This is a genomic window from Pseudomonas sp. S3(2024) (assembly GCF_036861315.1).
Classification (GTDB): Bacteria; Pseudomonadota; Gammaproteobacteria; order Pseudomonadales; family Pseudomonadaceae; genus Aquipseudomonas; species Aquipseudomonas putida_A.
Map to the genome: position 1 here is coordinate 138054 of NZ_JAZAQQ010000009.1, position 15025 is coordinate 153078.

A 15025-nucleotide genomic window follows, 5' to 3' on the forward strand; every position below is an offset into this window, starting at 1 on the left:
TTACTGTGTTTCAGGGTAGCAACGGACAACGAATCCGCCAGTCGATTGGATCCATGGATCTGCCGGGATATGTTTCGAAAGTTTGGCAACACGGCGAATTACATCGCTGAAAATAGCTGTACGTCCCGCACAAATTTGTTCAGTGATCGCCCACAGTCGACGAGCCGCGATGCAGCCGGGCCCATCCTCTGGTTACACTACGCCGCCGCGCTCCGGGCGCCGGCTTGATGACTACGGAGTGACTGCACTGTGCCCTCTCGAGCGCCCAAACGATCGCCACTGACCCTACGCTGGTCGGCGCTGCGCCGCTGGTTCGCCAAGGGCCGGCCCGCGCATGCCGGGCATGACGCGAATGCCCAGTCGATCCGCGACTATTTCCGGCACAAGGCCCATAGTCAGGGTTACACCCTCAGCCACAGCCAACAGCGGGTGATCGATTGCATGGCGCAGCAGGCCAGCCTGTTGTTCGGCGCCAAGCCGCAAATGCCGCCGAGCCTGTACCTGCATGGCGCGGTCGGACGCGGCAAGAGCTGGCTGCTCGACGGTTTTTTCCAGGCACTGCCGACCGCGCAGAAACAGCGCGTGCATTTCCATGAATTCTTTGCCCGGTTGCATCAGGGCATGTTCAACCATCGCGAACAGGACGACGCTCTCGGCGTCACCCTCGACGAGCTGTTAGCCGATTGCCGGGTACTGTGTTTCGACGAATTTCATGTGCATGACATCGGCGATGCGATGCTCATCACCCGCCTGTTCAAGGCCTTGTTCCAGCGCGGGATTCTGCTGCTGGTGACTTCCAACTATCCGCCGGAAGGCTTGCTGCCCAACCCGCTCTATCACGCGCGCTTCAAACCGGTGATCGAATTGATCAACGCCCGAATGCAAGTGATGGAGGTCGGCGGCCCGCACGATTACCGCAGCCAGGCGAGCAACCATGCGCATCAGGTTTTCACGCAGGGCCACTATGTGTGGCCAGCCACCGCAACCCAGCGCCAGGCGCTGAACCTGCCGCCCGAAGGTGCCCCGGCCATTGCGTTGCCGGTGGGCAGCCGACACGTTCAGGCGCGCCTGTGCGATGGCAGCCGGGTCGCTTTCACCTTCAGCGACGTGTGCGAGCAACCGACGGCGGTGATGGATTACCTGGAGCTGTGCCGGCGTTTCGACCAGTGGATCATCGACGACCTGCCGGAACTCGGTGAGTGCTCGATCGCTGCACAACAGCGCTTCATCAACCTGATCGACGTGCTCTACGACCAGGACAAGCACCTGACCCTGCTCAGCCGCTTGCCACTGCGCGAGGCCCTTGGCGGGAATGCCATCGATCTGGCGCGCACCCGCAGTCGCCTGGGGCAGTTGCAGGAAACCCACTGACCCACTCAAGTCCCTTGTGGGAGCGAGCCTGCTCGCGAAAGCGTCCTGTCAGCCAATATTTCGCCAACTGACACTCCGCCTTCGCGAGCAGGCTCGCTCCCACAGGAATTAAAGGGGCCTCCAGTTCAGATCAATGCAAATCCCGGCTTTGCCGTTATCATGTCGCCCATTCCGAGCGCCCGGCGCTTCTTTCCTTTGATAGTGAACATCCCCATGCACACCCTTGCTCAATTGCGCGCCGGCGAGTTGTCGGGCATTACCCGGCTGGATCTGTCTTGCGGCCTGACCGAGTTCCCCCGGGAGATTTTCGAACTGGCCGATACGCTGGAGGTGCTCAACCTCAGCGGCAACGCCTTGAGCAGTCTGCCCGACGACCTGCATCGCCTGACCAGGATGCGCATTCTGTTTTGCTCGGACAACCACTTCACCGAGGTGCCGGAATGCGTCGGAAAATGCGCGGCGCTGACGATGATCGGCTTCAAGGCCAACCGCATCAGCCACGTGCCGGGCCCAGCACTGCCGCCGCTGCTGCGCTGGTTGATCCTGACCGACAACTGCATCGAAAGCCTGCCCGTCGAACTGGGTGAGCGCCCGTATCTGCAAAAACTGCTGCTGGCCGGCAATCGCCTGCAAGCGTTGCCCGCCTCAATGAGCCAGTGCCATCGCCTGGAGCTGATCCGCATCGCCGCCAACCAGATGCGTGAACTGCCGCAGTGGCTGCTGACCCTGCCGAGCCTGACCTGGCTGGCGTATGCCGGCAATCCGCTGGAAACCGAAGCCGATGCCGCCGCGCTGGAAGCCACGCCGCTGATCGACTGGTCGGCGCTGCGTCTGGAACAGCGCCTGGGCGAAGGCGCCTCGGGGGTGATTTCCCGGGCGCAGTGGCAGCGCGCCGACGGCTCGCAGGTGCCGGTCGCGGTGAAGCTCTATAAAGGTGAAATGACCAGCGACGGTTCGCCGCTGCACGAGATGAACGCCTGCATCACCGCCGGCCTGCACCCGAACCTGATCCGCGTGGAAGGCCGTATTCACGGGCATCCCGATGGCCAACAGGGGCTGGTGATGCAACTGATCGACCCAAGCTTTCGCAATCTGGCTGCATTGCCGAGCCTGGCGAGCTGCTCGCGGGATGTGTATGCCGAGGACTGCCGCTTCAGTGCCGAAGTGGCGCTGAACATTGCCAAGGGCATCGCTTCGGCGGCCGAGCACTTGCATCAACAGGGCATCACCCACGGCGACCTCTACGGCCACAACATTCTGCTGAACGATCAGGGCGATTGCTTGCTCGGGGATTTCGGCGCGGCGTCGTTCCATGCCACCACCGACAACCTGGAAACCCGGGCACTGCAACGCATCGAAGTGCGGGCGTTCGGGGTTCTGCTCGGGGAATTGCTGGCGCGCGTCGACTCGGGGTTGAACGATGAACAACGCGAGGTGCTGGAGGCGCTGGAACAGCGTTGCTGTCAGCCGGATGTGCTGGCGCGGCCGGGGTTCAGCGAAGTGATCGAGGTCCTGGAAACGCTTTAACTGACGCAAATCCTGTGGCGAGGGAGCTTGCTCCCGCTGGACGGCAAAGCCGTCCCAAAAACAACGACTGCCGCGCAGCCGAGCGGGAGCAAGCTCCCTCGCCACAGTTTATCTTTGCAGCAAATCAGCCCGCCAGACCGACAAACATGTCCTGCACGTCGTCGTGGTTGTCGAGGCCTTCGAGGAACGCTTCAACTTCAGCCATCTGCTCGGCGCTCAGGCCGCTGACCGGGTTCTTCGGCTGGTAGCCGAGTTTGGCCGACAGCACCGTGAAGCCTTGCTCAGGCAGGGCTTTCTGCACGGCGTCGAGGTCGGTCGGATCGGTCAGGAACAGGGTCGCGCCCTCTTCGCCCGGCTCGAAGTCCTGGGCACCGGCCTCGATCGCGGCCATTTCCGGATCGGCGTCCGGGGTGTCCGGCGACGCTTCGATCATGCCGACGTGGTTGAAGTCCCAGGCCACCGAACCGGAAGCGCCCAGTTGACCCTTGCGGAACGCCACGCGGATTTCCGCGACGGTGCGGTTGATGTTGTCGGTGACGCACTCGACGATCAACGGAACCTGATGCGGCGCGAAACCTTCGTACGTCACGCGGTGGTACTGCACGGTTTCGCCCAGCAGGCCGGCGCCTTTCTTGATGGCGCGGTCCAGGGTTTCCTTGGGCATCGAGGCTTTCTTGGCCTGCTCGACCACCAGACGCAGGTGTGCGTTGGTGGCGGTATCGGCACCGTTGCGGGCAGCGATGGTGATTTCTTTCACCAGTTTGCCGAAGATCTTGCCCTTGGCGTTGGCTGCCGCTTCTTTGTGTTTAACCTTCCACTGTGCGCCCATTACTCACTCTCTTGATCTGTGGCGCCGAGACATCTATTGGCCGACGCGTGGCGCCAAGTTTATACGGCCTAAAGTCGGCAATCGACCAAAAAAATCATTGTTGAATCGACATCGTCACCACGACTTGTAGGGCGATTCTGAAAAGCCCACCAGCCATGACCATTCGTGCTCGCGTTTTCGTACCCTCTGCCGTCCGTATTGCCCACAGAGCCCGTACGAATGCTCAATGATAAGGAAAGCCCGTTCACCCTGACCCTGACCGACGGCCCGCTGTGCCTGCCGGTCTTGCGTTTCAGTGGCAAGGAAGCACTCAATCAGCCGTTTCGCTTCGAAATTGAAATGATCGGTCTGGCACCGGCGTTGCCCCCAGGCAGTCTGCTGCGCCAACCGGCGTTCCTGCGCCTGGGCGCCGATCACGGGATCCACGGTCTGATCCACAGCGTCAGTTGCGAGCATCGCGCCAGCCACCGCATCGGCTACCGGCTGATCCTCGTCCCGCTGCTGTTGAGTCTGGACCAGCCGCCCCGGCGCCGGGTCTTCGTGCAAACGAGCGTGCCGACGATCCTCGCGCAATTGCTCGGCGAGCATGAGTTGCCGGCGGACAGTTACCGGATCGAAATGAGCGTCGGCCAATACCCGCCGCGGCCCTTTTGCATCCAGTACGAAGAAAGTGACCTGGCCTTCGTGCAACGGCTGTGTGAGGAGGAAGGCATCCACTATCACTTCGAGCATCACCCGAACGGGCATGTGCTGGTGTTTGCCGATGACAACCTCAGCCTGCCGCAGGAACCGTTGCCGGTGCCGTTTGGCATCACCGACGACACACCATCACCGCGCGTCAGCACGCTGTTTCAGCGCCATGACGCGCCACCGTTGATGGCTGCGCACGGCATTCGCAACCGCGGGCAGGAGGCCATCGCCACCGACGCGGCCAACCATCCCGTGCCCGCACTCGCACCGCAGAACCTGTCCGGCGAACAGCGTCACGCCGAACAACGCAGCCGTCGCCATCTGCAGCGTCAGCGCTGTCAGTCGCGCTCGATCCGGGGCACCTGCGATGGCAGCGCGTTGCGCAGCGGGCATCTGTTACAGATCAGCGAGCATCCGATCAATACCTTCAATGAACAATGGCTGATCACCGAACTGCACCACCAGGGCCAGCACCCCTCGATCCTCGACCCGACCACTGATGTGCATCGCTATCGAAACGACTTCACTGCCTTGCCCTGGTCAAGCGATTTTCGCCCGCCGTTGGCACAGCCGCGCCCGAACATCGGCGGCTACCATCTGGCACAAGTGCTGGGATCGCCCGGCCAGCCCGCGCAACTGGATGATCGCGGGCGCATCGGCGTCAACCTCTGGCCGGCGCAGACAACTGAGTCTGCATGCCTGTGGCTGCCAATCGCACTGACCGGCGCCGGCCGGCTCGCCACCCACCAGTTGCCCCGCGCCGGCAGTGAGGTGTGGGTCAGCTTCCTCGACAGCGACCCGGATCGACCGATTCTGTGCCTCGCCAACACGCGTCCCGCGCCACCGAGTGAAACACCACCACCGCGCGACAGTAGCCTGTTGCTCGATTGGCTGCTGCACGGTGCCGATCCGTAAGCGCCGCAGACATTGGCATTGAGAACACCTGGAAGAAACTGGGTGGTTGTGAGGTCGCTATCGCGAGCAGGCTCACTCCTACAGATGGATTGGGTGCGGGCTGTTGGAGGTGGGTCGGCTCGTAGGCCGCCTTCGCTGGCAGGCCAGCTCCCACAGGGAGCTAAAGCCAAGCGCATGCTTTTCACCACTCAAATGGCCGAGTGTCAGCTCGCCGAAAGCTCTTGATCTTGCCGTGCCGGCCCCATCGGCAGGCTGAGTGAAGGGGTTTATCCGGGGGTGGGAGCGCAGCGACCGTTCGACGAAGTCGAACACATCGAGAGGAGGTGCAGCGAAGCAAACCGTAGGCGCTGCCCCCCGGATGAATCCCGAAACGAAGGAACCCGAGCCTAGGCGAGGGCCGTACGCCGGGGCCAAGCCTTTTGCTTACTTTTCGGCGTCTGGAAAAGTGAGTCGCTGTAAGAGCGAAACCATAAGAAGCCGTTACCGCAGAAACGGATATGTACTCGGTAACCCAAAAGAACGCAGCGCTCGCCAGCCCCCAATCACCCCTTGTCAGCCTTCCCCGCCGCCGCCGCAAACTTCGCCAACCGCACATCCAGATGCCGCGGCCGCCGCCCATGATCCTCAGCCCGCTCCTTGCGCCGAATCGCATTACGCACCATCAACGACCCCAGATACCGAATCGGCTCCGGCGGAAAATACCCCAGCGGCCCGTTCACCAACGGCGAACGTGTCCAAGGGTTATCAAGCCCCTGCACCAACGAGGCAAGAATCTGCCCGCCCATGTGACACGGCCCGACGCCACTGCCGGAATAACCAAAGCCATAAAACACATTGCCACTGGCACTCATCTGCCCGAAAAACGGCAACCCGGTGACCGATCGATCCGACGGCCCGTTCCACGTCGCGTCGATCTTTACATCGACAAACGCCGGGAAGAAGTCGCCGAGACTGCGTTTGAGCAACCCAGCATACGGCGAAGGCTGATCGAACACCGGCAGCATCCGCCCGCCAAACGCGAAGGTATTCCCCCCCTTGCCAAGCATGATCCGGCCGTCCGGCGTGTTGTGGTAGTAGTGCACGAAAATCCGCGAATCGAGCACCGTGACACCGCTGGTCAAACCGATGTCCTGCAGCAGATCCGGGCGCGGCTCGGTGATCAGCATGTCGCTGGAGACAATCGCCACGCTGCGTTCGAACTGCGGAAAAGCGCGGGCCATCCACGCGTTCATCGCCAGTACCACGCGGTCGGCAATCACGCAGCCGCCAGCGGTGTGAATGCGCGCCGGACGGCCCTCCTCCAGGCCGGTCATCGCAGTGTTCTCGTGGATCTTCACGCCCAGTTGCAACGCCACCCGACGCAAGCCGCGCACCAGTTTGCCCGGCTGCACACTGGCCGCCGCTGGCGAGAACCAGCCCTCCAGATGCTTGCTGGAACCCGCCATGCGCTGCACATCGGCCACCGGGCGCTGCGTGAACGAGTTGATGCCGTTACGCTCCAGCGCCGCGATCACGGCGTCGGTCGAACCGACCTGCGCCTTGTTGGTGGCGGTGTACAGCGTGCCGTCGAGGCGGTAATCGGCATCGACGCCGAACTGTTCGCAGAACGCGCCGATGGCGTGGATGCTGCGCTCGGATTCCTTGACCAGGCGCACCGCCTCCTCGACACCGAACAGGCGCTCGAGGGTGAAATACTTGGCCGACCACGACAACGCACACCCACCGTTGCGGCCACTGGCACCGGCGCCGCAGATGTCGGCTTCGATCAGCAGCACATCGAGTTCCGGGTTCTGCTGCTTGAGCATGATCGCCGTCCACAACCCGGTGTAGCCGCCGCCGACGATACACACGTCGGTGCGCACTTCGCCTTGCAGCGGCGGGCACGTCGCGGATGGGTCGGCCTGCAAGGCTTGCTCGAGCCAAAAAGGTCGCATGGGATTCTCCAGTCAGATGGCCACGACACAGCCTGCCGCAAACGCCGCAGCAGGCCGCGAGGCAAGGGTTTCAGTTACGCAGAGGTTTGATGGTCAGCGGGCAATTGGGAATGGCCGCGCGCGGTTCCATCACCCCGACCGGGCGGCTGTTCCAGTGCGGAATCAGCACCAGCGCCGAGAACAAGGCGCAGCCGGCGAAGACGATGAACACCGTCACCGAATCAAAGTAACCCGGCAGCAATCCGCCGAGCACCGCACCGACAGAGCCGCAGCCGTTGACGAAACCGGCCGCGGTGGCACCGGCCTTGGCCTTGCCGAAGTCAATGGCGGCCGCGCCGCTGATCATCGAATCCGGCCCGTACAGGGTCAGGCCCATGACAAACAGCAGCGCCACCACCAGCATCACGCTGCCGGTGTGCAACGCGCCCATGAACAGCGCCAACGTTACGGTCAGTGCCAGCAGACTGAGGACGCAGGCCGGCATCCGCCGGGCGCCGAACAGTTTGTCCGAGGCCAGACCGATCATGATCGGCCCGAGCAGACCGGCCAGTTCGAACGAGGTGGGAATGATCGCCGCGCCGACCTTGCCGACACTTGGCATCTGCTCAAAGACGATCACCGGGCCCCACAACAGAATCGCGTAACGCGCCGGTTTCAACATGAAATACGCCAGGCCCAGCACCAGCACCGTGCGGTTGCGCAGGATTTCCTTCAACGGCTCCCAGACACTGAGTTTGCTGTTGGCTTCGGTTTCCGCGGCACTGAGTTCCGGCTCCGGCTCCACCGCCGGCAGGCCGACGTCTTCCGGTTTGTTGCGCTGAAAAATAAAGAACAACAGCGCCACCACCGCGACCACTGCCGCGCTGGAAATGAACGCCGCATGCCAGGTGCCCATCAGCGTATACGCCCACCAGCCGGCGAACGGCGAGGCCACCAGACCGCCAAACGCATAGCAGGAACTCCACAGACCTAGCACGCGCCCGCGCTGTTCCGCGGGGAAGAAACTGCCGAGGTTTTTGCACAATCCCGACCAGCCGGTGGACTGCGCCAGCCCCTGGATCAGCATGCAAGTGGCGAAGATCGGCAAGGTCGCGAAACTGCCCATCACCAATGCCGCACCAGCGGAAATCAGCAGCCCGCCAAGCACCACGACCCTCGGGCCGAAACGGTCGGCAAGCATGCCCCAGGTGAATTGGCCGATGGCGTAGGCCGCCAGATAGATCGCATCGAGGTTGGCCATGGCCATCTTGTCGAGCATGAAGGTCGGGTCTTCGGCGATGCCCAGTTTGGCCACCGAAAACGCTTTGCGGGTGAAATAGAAAGCGGCGTACGCGAGCCAGGTGACAGCGAAAATCTGCATGCGCCAACGCGCAATGGTGCCGATGTGCTTGTTCATTGTGGTTCTGACCTCAGGGTGTGAGTGTGCCGGCAGAATCGTTAAGTAAACGCCTGTGTTTTTTATTGTTGAGCACTGCGCCAGCGCCCCATCCCTGATGGCGATAGCGGTCAGATGAGTCCTGTTGTTGCACGCACAGGCTCATCGCCAACGCTGCTGTCCGAGCGGACAGTCAGCGCTGGCGTGAGCGGATCAAAGCAATTACTGTTTAATAAATAAAATCGATTTATCGTATTTCACACATAAGCTCAGCTTGTTACTGGAGGCTGCATGTCGGTGTCCCACGCCCAGCTCAAAGCCTTCCACGCCGTGGCCGTGCATGGAAGCTTTACCAAAGCCGCCGAACGGCTTTTTCTCACTCAACCGGCAATTTCCGACCAGGTGCGCAAACTCGAAGAGCGCTTTGGTGTGTTGCTGTTCCATCGCAACAAGCGTTCGGTGCGCCTGACCGATCTCGGTGAGCGGCTGCTGGCGATTACTCAGCGGCTGTTTGTGATCGAGGCTGAAGCCCAGGAACTGCTGCAGGAATCCCAGGCGTTGCAGACTGGCAGCCTGATTCTCGCAGTGGACGCACCGATACACGTGCTGCCGCAGATCGCGCGGTTCTGCGAGCGGTATCCGGGGATCAGCGTGAAGATCGAAACCGGCAACACCGATGAATCGCTGTTTCGCCTGTTCAACTATCAGGCCGATCTGGCGCTGCTCGGGCGCGATGTCACTGATGAACGTCTGCTGTGCGTGCCGCTACGCAACGACCCGATGGTGGCGTTCGTCTCGCGCCATCACCCGTGGGCCGAGCGCGAGTCGATCTGTCTGGCCGATCTGGACGACACGCCACTGGTGCTGCGCGAACACGGCTCGGTGACCCGCCAGACTCTGGAAGAAGAAATGGCCCGCGCCGGTTTTCGCATTCGTCCGGCAATCCAGGTCGAGGGCCGGGAGGCGGCGCGCGAGGCGGTGGTGGTGGGGATCGGTGTGGGGGTGGTGTCGGCGGCGGAGTTTGGCGCGGATTCGCGGGTGTGTGCGTTGCCGATCACCGATTGCACCCGGCGGTTGACCGAGACGCTGGTGTGCTTGCGCGAGCAGAGTTCGCGGCGGGTGGTGGCGACATTTCTCGATATGGTGCGCGAGAGTCTTGGGTAAACCGGTCTGGCCCCTTCGCGAGCAGGCTCACTCCTACAGAGGATCTATGTCGGTCAAACATTATGTGCTCCCCACAACACTTGTAGGAGTGAGCCTGCTCGCGATTGGAGCACCACGGTGTATCAGGCCGGCACCAGACCGAAGAACGCCTGAATCAAGCGCAACTCCCGCCGCCGCTCCATGCAGCCAATCATGTGCCGATTGACCAACCCGTCCCCGACGATCGGAATCGCCACCACCCGCGGGTCATGGCTGACCTCCACCGACGACACCACACCCACCCCGAGTTCCGCCGCCACCGCTTCGGTCACCGCCTCGCGACTGTCCAGCTCCAGCAACACTCGCGGATGCACCGCCGCCTGATTGCAGGCCTGATCGAAGGTGCGCCGGGTGATCGAACTCGGCTCGCGCAACACCATGATCACCTGATCCAGCTCCTTGAGCTTCACTTCGCCGGCACGCTGCGCCCACGCATGCGCCGCCGGCACCAGCGCGCAAATCCGCGATTCGCTCAACGCTTGCAAATGCAAGCCTTTGCGCGGTTCGACCTCGGTCAGCACCGCCACGTCCGCATGCTCGGATAACAGCGCCGCCAAGGTTTCTTGCGCATTGCCCAGGCGCAAATTCACCGTGATCCCGGGATAGCGCGCGCGCAGGCTGGCGAGCATTGGCATGACCATGTGCGGGCCGTCCGCCGCCACCTCCAGACGCCCAGTCAGCAACTGGCGGTTGGCTTCGAGCAGGGTCTGCGCTTCTTCGGCCAGACCGAACATGGCGCGGGTGATCGCCGCCAGTTTAATGCCCTCCTCGGTCAGCTCCACCCGGCGTGCAGTACGGCGCAATAAGGTGATCTGGTAATGCTCCTCCAGCGCCTTGATGTGTCCGGTGACCGCCGGCTGACTGATGAACAGACGCGCGGCGGCGCGGGTGAAGCTGCCTTCCCGGGCCACGGCGTCGAAGGCGCGCAGCTGGAACAGATTCATGGATAACCCTCACTGATGGCTGGCATAACAACAAACAATTTGATTGATAGACCGCCGAATTGCAACGTATGCCCCGTAGCTTCATCCCACAGCGCTTACGCGAGGACACACGAATGAGTACTGCCGCACCCATCCTGCTCACTCCCGGCCCGTTGACCACCTCGGCCCGCACCCGCCAGGCAATGATGGTCGACTGGGGGTCATGGGATGACCGCTTCAATCAACTGACCGCCAGCCTCTGCGAACAATTGCTGGCGATCCTCAACGGCGCCGCCACTCACCACTGCGTGCCGTTGCAGGGCAGCGGCACCTTCGCGGTCGAAGCCGCCATCGGCACCCTGGTGCCACGCGACGGCAAAATCCTCGTGCTGATCAACGGTGCCTATGGCAAGCGTCTGGCGAAGATCTGCGAAGTGCTCGGCCGCTCGTTCAGCACCTTCGAAACCGCCGAAGACGAACCGACCACCGCCGCTGACGTCGACCGCCTGCTGCGCGCCGATGGCGACATCACCCACGTCGCGTTGATCCACTGCGAAACCAGCACCGGCATCCTCAACCCGCTGCCAGAGATTGCCGACGTTGTTGCGCAGCACGGCAAGCGCCTGATCATCGACGCCATGAGCTCGTTTGGCGCGTTGCCGGTGGATGCGCAAAAAGTCCCGTTCGATGCGCTGATCGCCGCTTCGGGCAAGTGTCTGGAAGGCGTGCCGGGGATGGGGTTTGTCTTCGCCCGCAAAGAATCGCTGGCTGCAGCGGCCGGCAACTCGCATTCGCTGGCGATGGACCTGTACGACCAGCACACCTACATGCAAAAGACCGGTCAGTGGCGTTTCACCCCGCCGACCCACGTGGTCGCCGCGCTGCACGAAGCGTTGCTGCAATACAACGAAGAAGGTGGCCTGCCCGCCCGTCATGCGCGCTACGCCGCCAACTGTCAGGCGCTGATGGAAGAGATGGGCAAACTCGGCCTGCGCAGCTTCCTGCCGGCGGCGATCCAGGCACCGATCATCGCCACCTTCCATGCCCCGCAAGACCCGCGTTACCAGTTCAAGGACTTCTACGAACGGGTCAAGGCGAAGGGCTACATCCTCTACCCCGGCAAACTGACCCAGGTCGAAACCTTCCGCGTCGGCTGCATCGGTCACGTCAATCCGGACGAAATGCGCCAGGCCGTGGCGGCAGTGGGTGAAGTGCTGCGCGAGATGGAAGTGCTAGAGATCTAACCCACACCAAAAATCCCTTTGTAGGAGTGAGCCTGCTCGCGATTGCGTTTCAGCATTCACCGACGATGGCGACTGACACACCGCTATCGCGAGCAGGCTCACTCCTACAGTTTGAATCGCATTCCAATACAGGATTCTGACCAACATGAACTACACCAACCCAAACAAACTGCAAGCCGCCATCCTCGACTGGGCCGGCACCGTGGTCGATTTCGGCTCGTTCGCACCGACGCAGATCTTCGTTGAAGCCTTCGCCGAATTCGACGTTCAGGTCTCCATCGAAGAGGCCCGTGGCCCGATGGGCATGGGCAAGTGGGATCACATTCGTACCCTGTGCGATCAGCCACAAGTGGCCGAGCGTTACCGCAAAGCCTTCGGCCGCACCCCGACCGATGATGACGTGACCGCGATCTACAACCGCTTCATGCCGCTGCAGATCGAGAAGATCGCCGAGCACTCGGCGCTGATTCCCGGCGCACTGGAAACCATCGCCAACCTGCGCCAGCAAGGGATCAAGATCGGTTCCTGCTCCGGCTACCCGAAACAGGTGATGGACAAGGTCGTGGCGCTGGCCGCTACCAACGGCTACGTCGCCGACCACGTAGTCGCCACCGACGAAGTGCCGAACGGTCGGCCATGGCCGGCTCAGGCCCTGGCCAACGTGATCGCCCTAGGCATCGACGACGTCGGCGCCTGCGTGAAGATCGACGACACCGTGCCGGGCATCCTCGAAGGTCGTCGCGCCGGAATGTGGACCGTGGCGCTGATCTGCTCGGGCAACGCACTGGGCCTGGACTATGCCGGTTACCGGGCGCTGGGCAGCGACGAACTGGCCAGCGAACGCAAACGCATCCACGCGCTGTTCGCCGATTCGCGTCCGCACTACATGATCGACACCATCAGCGACCTGCCGGAAGTGATTGCCGACATCAACAAGCGTCTGGCCAACGGTGAGATGCCGCAATCGAGCTGATCGCGCCTTTTCGTCAAAACAATAGAAAACGCCAGGGTCTTCGCGACACTGGCGTTTTTTTTGGCTAAAGCCCTGACTCAGCGCAGTGAAACTCCGATCAGCCTCAGGCAAATCTGCCAAAGGGGATTACAGTTAAAGCATGCCGTCGCACAAGAACGGCACGTGGCGACCCTGATCTGTGAGGAAACACCGTATGCCGTGGACAAGTTCCGAATCCCGCTACAGCACCGTGTCCGTGCTGCTGCACTGGCTGATGCTGGTCCTGTTGATCCTGGTGTATGCCAGCATGGAGTTGCGCGGGATTTTTCCCAAAGGCAGTGGCGGCCGCTCGCTGATCCGCGAAGTGCACTACATGCTCGGCCTGACCGTGTTCGTGCTGGTGTGGTTTCGCCTGGTAGCGCGCAGCATCGGCCCGGCACCGAAAATCTTCCCGGCCTCGCCGCAGTGGCAAACCCTACTGGCGCGGGTGATGCACTGGCTGTTGTACCTGTTCATGATCAGCATGCCGATTCTCGGCTGGCTGATCACCAGCGCCGAGGGGCATCAGGTGATGTTCTACGGTTTCGATCTGCCGCTGCTGGTTCATGAAGACAAGGCATTCGCCAAGCAGGTGGAGCACTGGCATGTGTTGATCGGCAATATCGGCTACTGGCTGATCGGCCTGCATGCGCTGGCGGGGCTTTATCACCATTATGTGGTGGGCGATAACACCTTGCTGCGGATGATGCCCAAGCGCGGTTGAACATAGCCTCGGTGAAATTCCCCTGTGGCGAGGGAGCTTGCTCCCGCTGGGCTGCGCAGCAGACCTGAATGCAGAAACGGTGGTCTGACAGGCAGACCGTTTTTGCTGGATCAACGACGGCTGCGCCGCCGAGCGGGAGCAAGCTCCCTCGCCACAGAAGTTCAACTGTAGGAAACGAATCCTCGTCGCCCTTGCAATCCACCCGTGTGCACGAAGATCAACCGTGTACCTGACGCGAATCCGCCCGCCTCGATCCGCTCCTTGAGCGCCAGCAACGCCTTGCCGGTGTACAGCGGCTCCAGCGCAACGCCGCTACAGCGTTCAATGCTCTCGATGAATGCAAGTAGCTGCGTGTCAACCTTGGCGAAGCCACCGCGACTGGCGTCGAGCAGCTCGTAGTCGGCAGCAGCGACACCTGCCTCCTGCATAATCGCCGCCACCTGCGGCGCCACCCCATGATCCTCGGGCACCGCCAGTGCGCCATACACTGGATGCGCACCGGCCTCTGCGAGCACCAGCCCTGCCAGCGTCGTCCCGGTGCCGCAGGCCAGCCACCAGCCGTGATAATTGCTCCAGCCCAGGTTGCCCAGTTGCGCGATCACCTGCTCCTTCAACACCTTGCAGCCCAATGCGCCCGCCAATCCGCCACCGCCCTCCGGCACCGCATGAAAATCTGGATACTGCGCCCGCCACGGCTCCCAGAACCCCGGCTCATGCCGCGCCCGATAGCCGCCGTAACCAAGCCAGTGCAGTTGCATGCCGAACGCTTGCAGATCGCTGACCGTCGGCGTTTGCTGTGGATGGCCACGCAACAGGCCAACCGTTTCGAAGCCAAGTCGCTTGCCCGCCGCCGCGAGCGCATGCAGATGATTGGAATGCGCACCACCGAGGCTGATGACGCCCTGCGCGCCAGCGCGGTCGGCGGCCTTGAGATGCTCGACGAGTTTGAACCATTTGTTGCCGCTGATCAGCGGGTCGGTCTGGTCCAGACGCAGGATCGCGACCTCGATTCCGGCGTTGGTGAGCCAGTCGAGTTGAAGCAATTCGAGGGGGGCTTGGGGTAGCCAGTTGGCGGGAGGAAGAAGCATGGGCGACTGATCATTCTGGGCAGAGCCGGCATTCTAGTCGCTCACAGGACGCCATCGCGAGCAGGCTCACTCCTACAGGATCCGCGGCTTGCATAAATTCTGCGAACACCACAAATCTACTGTGGGAGCGGGCTTGCTCGCGAATGCGGTCTGTCAGTCATTGCATAGGTCAACTGACACGACGCCTTCGCGAGCAAGCCCGCTCCCACAT

At 62.2% G+C, this 15025-nt stretch carries 12 protein-coding genes; 7 read left to right on the plus strand and 5 right to left on the minus strand.

Going from position 1 to position 15025, the window contains the following annotated elements; genetic code table 11:
* Positions 1-249 precede the first annotated feature (249 nt).
* Positions 250-1371, plus strand: a complete 1122-nt coding sequence (gene zapE / locus VLA07_RS21915) for a cell division protein ZapE (RefSeq protein WP_330206905.1) — start codon at positions 250-252, stop codon at positions 1369-1371.
* A 213-nt stretch (positions 1372-1584) separates the two neighbouring features.
* Positions 1585-2898, plus strand: a complete 1314-nt coding sequence (locus VLA07_RS21920; RefSeq protein ID WP_333991299.1) for a protein kinase — start codon at positions 1585-1587, stop codon at positions 2896-2898.
* 124 nt (positions 2899-3022) lie between these two features.
* Here the strand turns inward: VLA07_RS21920 and VLA07_RS21925 are convergent, their stop codons facing one another.
* Complete coding sequence (locus VLA07_RS21925; protein ID WP_027614601.1) at positions 3023-3727, minus strand: YebC/PmpR family DNA-binding transcriptional regulator; 705 nt, start codon at positions 3725-3727, stop codon at positions 3023-3025.
* A gap of 219 nt (positions 3728-3946) precedes the next feature.
* On the opposite strand from VLA07_RS21925, the gene VLA07_RS21930 reads away from it, so the two are divergent.
* The gene (locus tag VLA07_RS21930) at positions 3947-5332 is read left to right on the plus strand and encodes a type VI secretion system Vgr family protein (RefSeq protein ID WP_333991301.1); all 1386 of its coding nucleotides are present in this window, start codon (positions 3947-3949) and stop codon (positions 5330-5332) included.
* 542 nt (positions 5333-5874) lie between these two features.
* Here VLA07_RS21930 and VLA07_RS21935 read toward each other — a convergent pair.
* Together VLA07_RS21935 and VLA07_RS21940 are read right to left on the minus strand one after the other, a co-directional pair.
* Positions 5875-7266, minus strand: a complete 1392-nt coding sequence (locus VLA07_RS21935) for an FAD-dependent oxidoreductase (RefSeq protein WP_333991303.1) — start codon at positions 7264-7266, stop codon at positions 5875-5877.
* Positions 7267-7336: 70 nt separating this feature from the next.
* Entirely contained in the window at positions 7337-8662 is a 1326-nt protein-coding gene (locus VLA07_RS21940) for an MFS transporter (protein WP_097088193.1), read from the minus strand.
* 270 nt (positions 8663-8932) lie between these two features.
* On the opposite strand from VLA07_RS21940, the gene VLA07_RS21945 reads away from it, so the two are divergent.
* Positions 8933-9805: a LysR family transcriptional regulator gene (locus VLA07_RS21945; RefSeq protein ID WP_096795687.1), complete on the plus strand. Its 873-nt coding sequence runs from the start codon at positions 8933-8935 to the stop codon at positions 9803-9805.
* A gap of 122 nt (positions 9806-9927) precedes the next feature.
* Here the strand turns inward: VLA07_RS21945 and VLA07_RS21950 are convergent, their stop codons facing one another.
* A complete protein-coding gene (locus VLA07_RS21950) occupies positions 9928-10788 on the minus strand; it encodes a LysR substrate-binding domain-containing protein (RefSeq protein WP_333991305.1) in 861 nt (286 codons plus the stop codon).
* A 113-nt stretch (positions 10789-10901) separates the two neighbouring features.
* On the opposite strand from VLA07_RS21950, the gene VLA07_RS21955 reads away from it, so the two are divergent.
* The 3 genes from VLA07_RS21955 to VLA07_RS21965 all read left to right on the plus strand — a co-directional run bounded on the left by VLA07_RS21955 (position 10902) and on the right by VLA07_RS21965 (position 13726).
* Positions 10902-12011, plus strand: coding sequence for a 2-aminoethylphosphonate--pyruvate transaminase (locus VLA07_RS21955; protein WP_166496709.1), 1110 nt, complete (start codon positions 10902-10904; stop codon positions 12009-12011).
* A 145-nt stretch (positions 12012-12156) separates the two neighbouring features.
* A complete protein-coding gene (gene phnX / locus VLA07_RS21960) occupies positions 12157-12984 on the plus strand; it encodes a phosphonoacetaldehyde hydrolase (RefSeq protein ID WP_095138809.1) in 828 nt (275 codons plus the stop codon).
* A 193-nt stretch (positions 12985-13177) separates the two neighbouring features.
* A complete protein-coding gene (locus VLA07_RS21965; RefSeq protein ID WP_097088200.1) occupies positions 13178-13726 on the plus strand; it encodes a cytochrome b in 549 nt (182 codons plus the stop codon).
* Positions 13727-13887: 161 nt separating this feature from the next.
* On the opposite strand, the gene VLA07_RS21970 is transcribed toward VLA07_RS21965, so the two are convergent.
* Positions 13888-14814, minus strand: coding sequence for a 1-aminocyclopropane-1-carboxylate deaminase/D-cysteine desulfhydrase (locus VLA07_RS21970; protein ID WP_333991308.1), 927 nt, complete (start codon positions 14812-14814; stop codon positions 13888-13890).
* Positions 14815-15025: the final 211 nt, after the last annotated feature.

Excerpts from the sequence above, each read along its gene's own strand:
- VLA07_RS21920 (WP_333991299.1), top strand. The coding sequence starts at position 1,585 with ATGCACACCCTTGCTCAATTGCGCGCCGGCGAGTTGTCGGGCATTACC.
- VLA07_RS21925 (WP_027614601.1), bottom strand. The coding sequence starts at position 3,727 with ATGGGCGCACAGTGGAAGGTTAAACACAAAGAAGCGGCAGCCAACGCC.
- VLA07_RS21930 (WP_333991301.1), top strand. The coding sequence starts at position 3,947 with ATGCTCAATGATAAGGAAAGCCCGTTCACCCTGACCCTGACCGACGGC.
- VLA07_RS21935 (WP_333991303.1), bottom strand. The coding sequence starts at position 7,266 with ATGCGACCTTTTTGGCTCGAGCAAGCCTTGCAGGCCGACCCATCCGCG.
- VLA07_RS21940 (WP_097088193.1), bottom strand. The coding sequence starts at position 8,662 with ATGAACAAGCACATCGGCACCATTGCGCGTTGGCGCATGCAGATTTTC.
- VLA07_RS21945 (WP_096795687.1), top strand. The coding sequence starts at position 8,933 with ATGTCGGTGTCCCACGCCCAGCTCAAAGCCTTCCACGCCGTGGCCGTG.
- VLA07_RS21950 (WP_333991305.1), bottom strand. The coding sequence starts at position 10,788 with ATGAATCTGTTCCAGCTGCGCGCCTTCGACGCCGTGGCCCGGGAAGGC.
- VLA07_RS21955 (WP_166496709.1), top strand. The coding sequence starts at position 10,902 with ATGAGTACTGCCGCACCCATCCTGCTCACTCCCGGCCCGTTGACCACC.
- phnX (WP_095138809.1), top strand. The coding sequence starts at position 12,157 with ATGAACTACACCAACCCAAACAAACTGCAAGCCGCCATCCTCGACTGG.
- VLA07_RS21965 (WP_097088200.1), top strand. The coding sequence starts at position 13,178 with ATGCCGTGGACAAGTTCCGAATCCCGCTACAGCACCGTGTCCGTGCTG.
- VLA07_RS21970 (WP_333991308.1), bottom strand. The coding sequence starts at position 14,814 with ATGCTTCTTCCTCCCGCCAACTGGCTACCCCAAGCCCCCCTCGAATTG.